Below are 11724 nucleotides of genomic sequence, written 5' to 3' on the forward strand. Positions count from 1 at the left end.
ATTTGTAAATTTAATATATCATAAATACCATAAAAACTGACAATAAAAGCACTGGATTTGTTATACTTTTAATGAAGATTTATTTTGAAGAAGGACGGATATTAATGAAAAAAATAAAAGTAATGACGGTTTTTGGAACAAGGCCAGAAGCAATAAAAATGGCACCGTTAGTATTGGAATTACAAAAACAAAGTCAGCGTTTTGAAGCAATTACAACAGTATCTGCACAACATCGCGAAATGTTAGACCAAGTTTTAGATATTTTTCATATCAAGCCTGACTATGATTTAAATATTATGCATGCCAGACAAACTTTGACTGATATAACTTCTAATGTACTAATCAATCTAGATAAAATCTTAAAAGAGGCTAAGCCGGATATTGTATTAGTTCATGGGGATACAACAACTACATTTTCTGCAAGTGTAGCAGCATTTTATAATCAAATACCTATTGGACACGTGGAAGCAGGACTTAGAACATGGGAAAAATATTCTCCATATCCTGAAGAAATGAATCGCCAAATGACAGATGCGATGACAGACTTGTACTTTGCTCCTACAAATCAAAGTAAAGCTAATTTGCTTAAAGAAAACCATAAAGAAGATAATATCTATATTACAGGAAATACAGCTATAGATGCACTTAAACAAACAGTAGATAAAGAGTATCACCATGATATTCTAGATAAGGTTTCTCCTGATAATAAATTAATTTTACTAACAATGCATCGTCGCGAAAACCAGGGAGAACCTATGAGACGTGTGTTTAAAGTAATTCGTGAAGTAGTTGAATCAAGAGAAGATGTAGAAGTTATTTATCCAGTTCATTTAAGTCCGGCAGTTCAAGAAGCAGCAAAAGAAATTTTAGGAAATACAGAAAGAATACACTTGATTTCACCACTTGATGTTGTTGACTTTCATAATTTAGCAGCTAGAAGTTACTTTATTATGACAGATTCTGGTGGTGTTCAAGAAGAAGCACCTTCATTAGGTAAACCGGTATTAGTATTGAGAGATACAACTGAACGTCCAGAGGGTGTAGAAGCAGGTACTTTAAAATTAGTCGGTACAGAGTCTGAAAAAGTAAAGAAAGAAATGGAAGAGTTGCTAGATAATGATGCTGAATATCGAAGAATGGCACAAGCAAAGAATCCATATGGCGATGGAAAGGCATCGGAACGAATTTTAGATGCAATTGCGTATTATTTTGGTGTGACAGATAAAAAGCCAATAGAGTTTGAATAATAGTAATAGGACTAGTTGTTTTCTGACGACTAGTTTTATTTTTTACAATTTGTGAAAAAGATATCAATCTGTACTATTAAAATGCTTTTGTGAAAAAATACACTTGAAATTAATCAACAATTGCATTATAGTAGTTACTGTAAGGTACTACTATAAGGAGGTGAAGATCAAATGCTTGATATATCAACAATTATGAGAAAATATGGGTTCAATGAATCAGAAATAAAAGTTTATCTCACCTTAATTAATCATGAACAGATGACAGGGTATGAAGTTAGCAAATTATCTGGTGTGGCTCGTTCAAAAGTTTACAATGTCTTAGAAAATTTAATACAAAAGAATATGGTTTTAGTAAATCAAACAGAAAATAAGATGTACCGTGCAATTCCTACAGATGAATTTTTAGCAAGACTTGAGCATATTTTTAAGAATGACTTAAAAAATCTGAAGCAAGGTTTTAAAGAGATTAAAGAACCTATACGAGATGCTGGACACCTTTGGAAGGTTAATGATTACACAAGTATGATTGAAAAAATAAAATATGTTATCAGTAACGCAAAAGAAAGTATATATATTCAAATATGGACTTCTGATATTGATGATGAGCTGGTTAATTTAATAAAATTGGCAGAAAAACGACTTACTAAAGTAGTTATTATTTTGTTCAAAGATAGTGAAGATAATTTTGATTTTAAAAATGTGTATTACCATGGTTTTGAAAAGGATAAGTTATCAGATTTCGGTTCTCGTTGGATTAATGTTGTTGTAGATAACAAGCAAGTAGTGTACGGCACTATTAATCATCATACAACAAATGTAATTTGGACAGAAAATACAGCTATGATAAGTTTAGCTTCAGAATATGTAAAACATGATGCGTATACTTTGAAGATTTTTAGAGATTTACCGGAAGATCTAAAGAAAGAGTATGGTGTGGATTTTGAAGGAGTAAGGGAAATTTATTGAGAGGATAGTGAAAGAAAATGGTTAGGTATATATTATTAACAATGGTTGTAATTGTAAACGGATACTTTGCAACTGTATTTATCCGTGATTTATTGAAACATAAGCAGGAATTTAAGGAAGAACCAGCTGATTCCAAATGGTTAGCATTGTCATCATTTATTATATTCTTTTTATCAACATTTGGAATTTCTGATTTTGCAATTGGTACTGTTCTATATCAAAAAGCTAAATGGGTAAGCATGAAAAAATTACCAGGAACTTTGAATACAGAATGCGTAATACCTGTAGCAGTTATGGCTTTGAGCTATATTACTGGAATATCAGTTGGTATCAAAACTTTATTGGTTTGTATCATTTGCCAAGTTATCGGTGCATATTTAGGACCACGTTTTGTAGTTAAATTGCCAGAAAAAACCATTAAAGTTTTTGTAGGGATTGGTTTAATTATCGCTTCACTTTTGATCGTTGCTGGTCAGTTAAAATTAATTCCTTCAAATGGGACTGCAACAGAATTATATGGTTGGAAACTGATTTTAGCAGGATTTTTACTTTTTGTATATGGTGCGTTGAATAACATTGGGATTGGATCATATGCGTTGACAATGGTGACAGTATATTTACTAGGATTAAATCCAATTGCAGCTTTTCCTATTATGATGGGGGCATGTACATTCTCTGTTCCGGTTGGTTCAGTTCAATTTATTAAATTGGATGACTATAGTAGAAAAATAACTCTATTCACTGCAACTTTTGGGGTGTTAGGTGTATTAGTAGCTGTATTCTTGGTAAAGCAACTAAATACATATCTTTTAAATTGGTTAGTAGTAATTGTCTTGCTATATAGTGCCTATACTATGTTATCAAAGCAAAAAGAAGAAGCTTAGGGAGGAAATATAAATGTTAATTTTAAAAAAAGATGATATAAAAAAGTGTTTTACAATGAGAGATGCGATTGAAGCAGATAAAGAAGCTTTAGAGATATATTCTGAAGGAAAAGCTAAGGTGCCATTAAGAACCAATATTGATATAGATGAAAAAAATGGACAAAATCTTTATATGCCAGCTTATGTTGGAGGAAACCAAGCTGCTGCTGGATTAAAAATCGTTTCTGTTTATCCTGATAATATTTCTAAGGGTTTACCAAGTGTGCCAGCGACAGTAATAACTTTAGATGCTGATACTGGAGAATTAGGTGCGGTAATTGAAGGTACTTATTTGACACAGTTAAGAACGGGTGCTGTTCAAGGTGCAGCCACAGAGTTATTAGCTAGAAAAGATGCTAAAGTTGGAGCTTTGATAGGGACTGGTGGACAAGCAGCAACACAACTAGAAGCAATGATAGAAGTTAGAGATTTAGAAGAAATTAGAATTTTTGATATAGATTTTAGTAGGGCTAAAAAGTTTGCTGAATTAATGGCAGATAAATTCAATAAAAATATTTATCCATGTCAAACTGCTAAAGAATGTGTTGAAAATGCCGATATTATTACAACAGTTACTACTTCAAAACGTGCAACTTTCAATGATGAATGGGTTAAACCAGGAGCACATATTAATGGGATTGGAGCATATACGCCAGAAATGTGTGAAATACCATGTGAAACAATAAAAAGAGCTAAAACCATTGTTTTTGATACCCTTGATGGAGTTTGGCAAGAAGCTGGTGATTTTATTCAACCATTAAATAAAGGTGAAATTAGTAAAGATATGATTACTGGTGAGTTAGGACAATTAGTGGCAGGAAAAATAAAAGGTAGAACTAGTGATGATGAAATAACTATTTTTAAAACAGTTGGAACAGCTGTTTTAGATGTTTATATTGCAGATAAGATTGTAAAAAAAGCACAAGCTAATGGATATGGACACGAGTTTGAATTAAATTAAAGAGTTAGCAACTAAAAAAGGAAGCAAAGATCAAAAAAATCTTTGCTTCCTTTTAATATTATTTTTTCTTAAATTTAGTATATATCAAACTAATTGCTAAAAGAATTAATCCAACGATTGAGGTAATCATCCCTAGTTTCAAACCTGGAATATTATAGACTAATTTAACTTTATGTGTGCCTTGAGGGAGTTTTAATCCTACAAAAGCTTGGTTAGTTCTAATAACAGGAGCTTTTTTTCCATCTACTATGGCAGTCCAACCGGTAGAATAAGGAATTGAAGAAGTTAATATTCCAGTACGATTAGTAGTTATTTTTCCTTCAAGACCGTGCTTATTGAATTTTAAGTTTTGAAGTGCATGTTTTTGAATTTTAGCTACTTCTTTATCGTAACTAGTATTTAATGGTTCAGCATAAACCTTTAATTTAAAACTATAAGTTCCCATTTTTGAAGGAGTAAGTTTTAAAGTCTCCGGTAAATTCTTGAAATATCCCATATTCATGGTTCCACTGTTTACAATTTTAAAGAATGAAGTTTTGCTTTGACGAGGTTGAGCAATTGTTTCAGTTCCAAGATTAGAGCTGATATTTAAAGCATAACTCATATCAGGTGATCCCTTCAAAACATGATATCTAAAGTATTTATAGTAGGTCAATTTTTCATTAGCAGCTAGAAGACCATTAGTTAGATCATCTGTTTGATTTTTTTCTTCCAGTGCAATTTGTTTCTTGAAAGAAAATGGAGTGTACTTGATATCATTTATTTCAACATGTAATTCTACATTTTGAGGAAGGTTATTCTTTTCCTTCAATTTATCTAATTGTAAAACAAGTTTGTAAGTTTCATTAGCATCAAGTTTTTCTAAGTTATTAGTATCAATAACATTTCCTCGACTAGAAACCAATACATAAGGAATGTTAACTACATCAGTATTGGAAATTTTAGCTTTTTTCAATCCTTTGGCATTATTACTAGATGTAAAGACTGCCTTACTTAATAAGCGTTCCTTTTGAGAGACACTGAGTTTATCGTAATTTTTAGGAGTGATAGCAGTATCTTGCCAATAAAGCAAAGGAAAATTATTTTTAGTAGCATATCTACGTGTTTGTTGGTTTTTACTAGAATTTTGGTTTACATCATAGATTAAACGAGTAGTTTTATCGAGATGATAACCATATGGAATTTTAGTATCATTTTCTTGATTCAACTGAGTAAATAAATATTTAACTCCTAAAAAGTTTAAGATCACTGAGCGGTCATCAAACTGTTGCAGAGGCACATTAGTTTCATATTGGACATTTTGCATATTTAAAGCAAACTGACCTATATATTTGTTTTGTAAGGAATAATATGAACTAAGTCCATGCAATTTTTCGTTAAGAGTGTTATACATTTTAAAGTCTTCACCTAAGTAATAGTTATTACTAATAGTAGAAACTTTAAAAGTATTATCATTATCAATATCTGAATCTAAACCAGCATAACGTTGATTTTGCAATTTATCATAAGCACCAGCTGGTAACATTTCATTAGCAAAACCTCCATTATAAGGTGTTTCAAAATAAATAGCATTTAAAATAACATTTAACAATACTAAAATATTTGCCCATCGATAAGCGTGTTTATAATCAATGAAATGTAACCAAAAAATCAAACCTAAAAATATAAATAAGAAGATGATAGGAATAAATAATTTTTCACTATTTTGGAAATAGTAATTAATACCTACAATACTGATATAAATAGCGGTAGTAATTGTAATGTACTTTAACATTTTTGGAGATAGTTTCTTAACATGTTCTAGTAAAATACATACAGAGAATGAAACTGGTAAGCAAAGCATTAGAGTCCAACGATTTGAAGGAGACATTAAACCATTGAATGCTGCACCAAAAGCGGGGAATAAAAGCATAATCCCACTAAGGATGAAAATAGCAGTCATAACTGGATATTTTCGATACTTAGCAAGGACATAAATTACTCCGAAAAAGGCGATGCTAGAAAAACCTAAAGCACTCCAAAAGTAAAAATCACGGTTTCCACCATTAATTAGCTGCGATGGTAAGGCTAAGTAATAGTAAAGTGGATAAAATTTTAATCCATTGGCGAAAGTACTACCAGCTCGAGTAGAGTTTTGTACTGCAAGTAATTCAGGGATTAAAAGTACAGAGCTCAGTAACAAACTTAAAATAGTAGAACCTGCGAGCTTCCAAAATATTAAGAAGTAATTTAAAGTCTTACGATAAGTGAAAAAGACTCGAATTACTAAATAAATCATAGCTCCAATGCCTAAAATAAAGGCAAAATAAAAGTTATTGATTAACATCCAAGTGAATGCAAATGTCAGCATCCAAGCGGATTTTTCTTGCAAAACTTTTTCTAAACCTAAGATAATTAGTGGAAAAATTATGAATGCAGTTGTGAAAAAAGGTTGTGCAACGTTGGCGTATAAAAGATACGCATTAAAAATATAAACCATCGCTCCTGGAATAATAACTGACTTTTTCAAGTCGAAATGATTAGCGAAATATGTAAAAGCTAATCCAGCAAAATATAATCGTAAAATAATCATTAACTGATAAGCAAAAATTATTTTATTTGCAGGAAATAGTAGGGTTAGGTAAGCAAAGATATCTCCAACTGTATAATAAGAATAAATTTGAAAAGTATCAGCACCTAATCCGTATTTCCAAGACCAAGTCGTTATACCAGAAAAGGGATGGTGTAAAAATTCAATTAAAGCTTTGCGATAATTAATTAATAGAGGTAAATGTTGTTGAGAACCATCTATTTGCCAAATTAATGAATGGCCTGAAAAATAATAGGAGCCATAAACAAAAAAAGCGACTATCGCAAATGAAATTGAATACCAAATAAATAATTTTTTGAAATCTTTTTTTTCAAATGAGAAATTCACGAAAGAAAACCTCCTAATATGCTCACAACATATTTTACCGTAATTAGTAAAAAGTGTGAATGATTAGGAGGTTTTTAAAAGAATATTTAATTAATCTCGTTTTTTAAAAATGAAAAATTTACTAAAAAAGTAATTCAGAACTACGATTACTACTTGGTCAATAAGTTTAGTCAAACTACTATTAGCATGCAGTAAAGAAATACCAACAAACATAATACCCGCATCAATGAAATAGGAAAGAATTCTATAGAAGAAAAAAGACCACATTTCAATGAAAAAAGCTTTAACAGTTGTATATTTTGAGCCAAAAACCCAAACTTTATTGGTGAAAAATGCAAATAAAACAGATAAGAACCAAGCAATAAAATTAGCCACTTGGTAGTTCCAATGCAAGCCAGAGTCAAAAATGAAAAATACAACAAAGTTAATTAATGTTGTTAATCCTCCAAAAAATAAGTAGGCAATTACGCTTTGATATTTTTTGAAAAGCTTGAAAATCATTAATTTTCCTCCAATTTAGCAGCAAATTCACCGGCAAAGTTTTCTAAGATTTCAATATCTTCATCTGAATCAGGTGCAAGATTAATTTTTACATTTTCAGCACCCTTAGTAGCACCAGCTTTAGCTAATTGTGTTCCAAAATCGTCAACAGCTGTACAGAAGTATTCACCATAGAATGTATCTCCTGAACCTGCAACACCATAAACTTTACCTGATAAATCAACATCTGCCAAATCTTCATAGAAGTCCATTCCTTCATCAGGTAATGCACCTTCGTCATATGTGTAAGGACATACAATAACACCATCGAACTCTTCTAGGTCAAAAGCATCAACTTGTGAAATTTCTTCAACGTCAACTGTAATTCCTTTGTTTTCTAATGCTTCTGCGATAATATCAGCAACATCTTCATTATTTCCTGTAATTGTTGCAAATACAACTTTTACACTAGCCATTTAAAAGCCCTTCTTTCGTAAAATTACAATAATTATTTCATTTCCATATTATAACAGATATTTCAGAATAGGTTGCTAAAATTTCCAATCATCACAAATTAAGCGATAAGTGCTATAATAGATTAGTCGGAAATGATTTATTGGAGGAAGAATATAATGATTACTTTAAAATCACCACGTGAAATTAAAGAAATGCAAAAATCAGGTCAAATTTTAGCTGGAATGCATATTGGCTTGAGAGATATTATCAAACCCGGAATTTCTAGTTGGGAAATTGAAAAATTTGCTAGAAAATATTTTAAAGAACACGATGCGATTGCAGAACAAATTGGTTTTGAAGGTTATAAGTATGCCACATGTGTAAGTGTTAATGATGAAATTTGCCATGGTTTTCCACGAAAGAACTTAATATTAAGGGATGGAGATTTGGTTAAGGTAGATACAGTTGTTAACTATCACGGAGCTATGAGTGACTCTTGCTGGAGTTATGTTGTAGGTAAGTCTACTCCTGAAATTGACAGACTAATGGAAGTTACAAAGAACGCTTTGTATTTAGGGATTGAACAAGCACAAGTTGGAAATAGAATTGGTGACATTGGTGCTGCTATCCAACATTATGTAGAAGATGAAAATGGATATGGCGATGTACGTGAATTTATAGGACATGGTATTGGACCCACAATGCATGAAAGTCCTAATGTCCCTCATTATGGCGAAGCTGGACAAGGTGTTCGCTTAAAAGAAGGTATGACAATTACAATCGAACCAATGGTAAATATTGGTGGTTGGGAAGCAGAAATGGATGATCCTAACGGTTGGACAGCACGTACAGCAGATGGTAGTTTATCTTGCCAATATGAACATACTATTGCAATCACTAAGGATGGTCCTAAGATTTTGACTTCTCAAGATCCTGAAAGAGATAAAAAATACCTATTAGACGATTAGTATAAAAAAGTAAGTACTTATTGTTTTTAAGCAATTAAGTACTTATTTTTTTATGAAAACCCTTATTTTAATCTTGTAAATCTCGCTATTATTGGTATAATCAGTAAGGAGAGTGTATAAACATTTATTGTTGATATACTAACTTAAATTTAAGGAGTCTACGAAAGATATGAAAGTAAGAAAAGCTGTTATTCCTGCTGCAGGTTTGGGGACACGTTTTTTACCTGCTACAAAGGCATTAGCTAAAGAAATGTTTCCTATTATTGATAAACCAACAATTCAATATATTGTTGAAGAAGCTAAAAAATCTGGCATTGAAGATATTTTAGTTGTTACCGGAAAGGGTAAGCGTCCAATTGAAGATCATTTTGATTCAGTACCAGAATTGGAACAAAATCTAACAGAAAAAGGAAAGACAGAATTACTTCGATTAGTACAGCAAACAACAGATATTAATTTGTACTTTATTCGCCAATCACATCCACGTGGCTTGGGTGATGCTGTATTAATGGCAAAAGATTTTGTAGGTAACGAACCATTCGTTGTTATGTTAGGTGATGACCTTATGGAAGATAAGGTTCCTTTGACTAGACAATTAATTGATCGTTATGAAAAAACACATGCTTCAACATTAGCTGTAATGAAAGTACCTCATGAAGAAGTAAATAAGTATGGTGTAATTGATCCAGCTGCAGAAACTCAACCAGGTTTGTTTGATGTTAAGCAATTTGTTGAAAAGCCAGATGTTGACAAGGCACCAAGTGATTTAGCAATCATTGGTCGTTACTTATTAACACCTGAAATTTTCGATATGCTTGAAACACAAAAGCCAGGTGCTGGTAATGAAATCCAATTAACTGATGCTATTGACCGTTTAAACAAGATTCAAAGAGTATTTGCACATGAATTTAAGGGTCAACGTTATGATGTAGGTTATAAGTTTGGATATTTGAAGACATCTATTCAATTCGGTTTACGTCATCCTGAAGTAAGAGATGAATTGAAAGAATATATCAAAGAACTTTCTAAGAAGATTAAATAATAATATTTATTATTTTTATAGGAGTCTGAAAAGATTTTGTTTCTTTTCAGGCTTTTTAATTTTATAATAGGTTAGGTATGTTAATTAATCTAATTAATTTTTTAGAGGTGAAAATTTTGAAAAAGAGACATAAGAAAAAAAGAAGATGGATAGCTTATTCCATTATCTCAGTAATTCTTATCGCTATTTTGTTAGTGATGGTAACTCCTGTAAAGGGAATAATTGTTGAGCGTGCGATGCCAACTGCAGCGATGCAGAAAGCAGAATATGAAAGTAACAAAAAAGTTGCGCGTGAAAAATATGGAGTAAAAGTTACTAAAAAAGAATCTGAACCAAAGAAAGATAATGAAGAAGCAAGTTTTGAAACTGATACAATGAGTAGTAGTAGTTCTAAAAAATCTAAGTATATTACTTATACAGTTAAAGCAGGCGATAATTTGACAATGCTTGCGGAAGAATACAATACAACGATTGAAGAAATTATGCAGGTTAATGGATTGACTCAAAGAACTGTTTCAACAGGAACTACACTAAAAATACCAAAGAATAGTGTACGTTAAAAATATTGAAAGTAATGATGAATTTGAAAGAAAAATTACATAAATTTCGTGATTTATTTCTCTTAATTGTTGAACGTGCGAGTGAAGCGGATATAAATAGTACATCTATAACAATTGCTTACTATGCATTATTAGCGATCTTACCTACAATCATTTTGTTAGGAAATATTCTTTCGATAATTAATTTAAAAGAAGCAGATGTTTTAAATGGATTACAAGTAATAGTTCCAAGTAATGTTTTTACGACTTTAAAACCGATTATTGAGACCATGTTAAAGAAAGGTTCTGGTGGAATTGCCTCTGTTAGTGGTATTTTAGCACTTTGGGCGGTTAGTCGAGGAATTAATGCTTTGAAAAATGGTTTAAATATGGCATATGGAGTAGGTAAGGGGACTGGAACAGGTGCAGTATTGGGAAGAATATTCTCTATTTTTATTACAGTAGTTTTAGGATTGTTAATAGTTGCGCTATTTTTAGTATTCAGTTTTGGACAGATAGCTTTGGACTATATTACACCTTTGCTGAATCTTTCCACTAATTGGATAGATTTATTTATGCGTTGGAAATGGCCAACAGCTGCAATTGGTATTTTTGTAATTATAATACTGATCTACACACTAATCCCCAACGCTAAATTACATTTTATTTTAGTATTACCGGGAGCTATTTTAGCAACAATAGGTTGGCTGGGATTATCGCAAGGCTTTTCTATTTATGTTAGATACTTTACGCGGACTTTGTTAAGTTATGAAGCCCTAGGTACATTTATAGTTCTGTTATTATGGTTAAATTATACCGGTTGGGTAATAATGCTAGGTTCGGTAGTAAATGCAGGTTTAGAATATTATTTCTTTGGCGAAGTAAAGACTAAGAGTAGTACAATAAGAAAAATTTTTCAGTAAAAGTAGCTATTAATTGATGAAATATTCAATTTTAATAGCTATTTTTAGTATCCTAAAAAAATTCAAAAAAATTTTCTGATGATTAAACCGAAGTATTTGAGTGGAAAGTAGAGTTTGTTTGTGGTTTTGAGATTAAAATGGTGATGGTGAATCAAAATGAAACTGTTTTTAAATTATAAAATACGAACTTTATGATTTTGGATACCCGAAATACCTTGAAATAAAGGGGTTGACGAATAGTATTGAAGTCGGTATAGTAGATTATGCTGTTAGGGCAGATGAGTTGTTCTAACCGAGTATAT

Annotated in this window: 11 protein-coding genes; 8 read left to right on the forward strand and 3 right to left on the reverse strand. The window is 31.4% G+C overall.

The window, feature by feature from the left end; translation table 11 throughout:
- Positions 1-104: 104 nt before the first annotated feature.
- From wecB to NOU10_RS08230, 4 genes are all read left to right on the forward strand, one after another.
- Positions 105-1247 carry a non-hydrolyzing UDP-N-acetylglucosamine 2-epimerase gene (gene wecB, locus NOU10_RS08215; protein WP_255906550.1) on the forward strand — a complete coding sequence of 381 codons (1143 nt, stop codon included), beginning with the start codon at positions 105-107 and terminating at the stop codon, positions 1245-1247.
- Between the two features lie 171 nt (positions 1248-1418).
- Positions 1419-2213 (forward strand): TrmB family transcriptional regulator, encoded by a 795-nt coding sequence (locus NOU10_RS08220; protein ID WP_255906551.1) that lies wholly within the window; start codon positions 1419-1421, stop codon positions 2211-2213.
- 17 nt (positions 2214-2230) lie between these two features.
- Positions 2231-3097, forward strand: coding sequence for a sulfite exporter TauE/SafE family protein (locus NOU10_RS08225; RefSeq protein ID WP_003703062.1), 867 nt, complete (start codon positions 2231-2233; stop codon positions 3095-3097).
- A 13-nt stretch (positions 3098-3110) separates the two neighbouring features.
- A complete protein-coding gene (locus NOU10_RS08230) occupies positions 3111-4097 on the forward strand; it encodes an ornithine cyclodeaminase family protein (protein WP_004563822.1) in 987 nt (328 codons plus the stop codon).
- Between the two features lie 58 nt (positions 4098-4155).
- On the opposite strand, the gene NOU10_RS08235 is transcribed toward NOU10_RS08230, so the two are convergent.
- The 3 genes from NOU10_RS08235 to NOU10_RS08245 all read right to left on the reverse strand — a co-directional run bounded on the left by NOU10_RS08235 (position 4156) and on the right by NOU10_RS08245 (position 7970).
- Positions 4156-7014, reverse strand: a complete 2859-nt coding sequence (locus NOU10_RS08235; protein WP_255906552.1) for a YfhO family protein — start codon at positions 7012-7014, stop codon at positions 4156-4158.
- Positions 7015-7104: 90 nt separating this feature from the next.
- Entirely contained in the window at positions 7105-7515 is a 411-nt protein-coding gene (locus NOU10_RS08240) for a GtrA family protein (protein WP_003702760.1), read from the reverse strand.
- The gene (locus tag NOU10_RS08245; protein WP_004564311.1) at positions 7515-7970 is read right to left on the reverse strand and encodes a flavodoxin; all 456 of its coding nucleotides are present in this window, start codon (positions 7968-7970) and stop codon (positions 7515-7517) included. Before NOU10_RS08245 ends, NOU10_RS08240 begins: the two co-directional genes overlap by 1 nt.
- A gap of 156 nt (positions 7971-8126) precedes the next feature.
- On the opposite strand from NOU10_RS08245, the gene map reads away from it, so the two are divergent.
- The 4 genes from map to NOU10_RS08265 all read left to right on the forward strand — a co-directional run bounded on the left by map (position 8127) and on the right by NOU10_RS08265 (position 11422).
- On the forward strand, positions 8127-8918 hold the full coding sequence (map, locus tag NOU10_RS08250) for a type I methionyl aminopeptidase (protein ID WP_255906553.1): 792 nt from the start codon (positions 8127-8129) through the stop codon (positions 8916-8918).
- 169 nt (positions 8919-9087) lie between these two features.
- Positions 9088-9960 carry a UTP--glucose-1-phosphate uridylyltransferase GalU gene (gene galU, locus NOU10_RS08255; RefSeq protein WP_003702763.1) on the forward strand — a complete coding sequence of 291 codons (873 nt, stop codon included), beginning with the start codon at positions 9088-9090 and terminating at the stop codon, positions 9958-9960.
- A 107-nt stretch (positions 9961-10067) separates the two neighbouring features.
- Entirely contained in the window at positions 10068-10520 is a 453-nt protein-coding gene (locus NOU10_RS08260) for a LysM peptidoglycan-binding domain-containing protein (protein ID WP_255906554.1), read from the forward strand.
- A 17-nt stretch (positions 10521-10537) separates the two neighbouring features.
- Positions 10538-11422 carry a YihY/virulence factor BrkB family protein gene (locus tag NOU10_RS08265; protein WP_004563826.1) on the forward strand — a complete coding sequence of 295 codons (885 nt, stop codon included), beginning with the start codon at positions 10538-10540 and terminating at the stop codon, positions 11420-11422.
- Positions 11423-11724: the final 302 nt, after the last annotated feature.

Source organism: Ligilactobacillus sp. MP3 (genome assembly GCF_024436335.1).
GTDB classification, from domain to species: Bacteria; Bacillota; Bacilli; order Lactobacillales; family Lactobacillaceae; genus Ligilactobacillus; species Ligilactobacillus salivarius.

What these genes read in the sequence shown, in the direction of transcription:
- wecB (WP_255906550.1), top strand. Translation starts at nt 105, where the DNA reads ATGAAAAAAATAAAAGTAATGACGGTTTTTGGAACAAGGCCAGAAGCA.
- NOU10_RS08220 (WP_255906551.1), top strand. Translation starts at nt 1,419, where the DNA reads ATGCTTGATATATCAACAATTATGAGAAAATATGGGTTCAATGAATCA.
- NOU10_RS08225 (WP_003703062.1), top strand. Translation starts at nt 2,231, where the DNA reads ATGGTTAGGTATATATTATTAACAATGGTTGTAATTGTAAACGGATAC.
- NOU10_RS08230 (WP_004563822.1), top strand. Translation starts at nt 3,111, where the DNA reads ATGTTAATTTTAAAAAAAGATGATATAAAAAAGTGTTTTACAATGAGA.
- NOU10_RS08240 (WP_003702760.1), bottom strand. Translation starts at nt 7,515, where the DNA reads ATGATTTTCAAGCTTTTCAAAAAATATCAAAGCGTAATTGCCTACTTA.
- NOU10_RS08245 (WP_004564311.1), bottom strand. Translation starts at nt 7,970, where the DNA reads ATGGCTAGTGTAAAAGTTGTATTTGCAACAATTACAGGAAATAATGAA.
- map (WP_255906553.1), top strand. Translation starts at nt 8,127, where the DNA reads ATGATTACTTTAAAATCACCACGTGAAATTAAAGAAATGCAAAAATCA.
- galU (WP_003702763.1), top strand. Translation starts at nt 9,088, where the DNA reads ATGAAAGTAAGAAAAGCTGTTATTCCTGCTGCAGGTTTGGGGACACGT.
- NOU10_RS08265 (WP_004563826.1), top strand. Translation starts at nt 10,538, where the DNA reads ATGAATTTGAAAGAAAAATTACATAAATTTCGTGATTTATTTCTCTTA.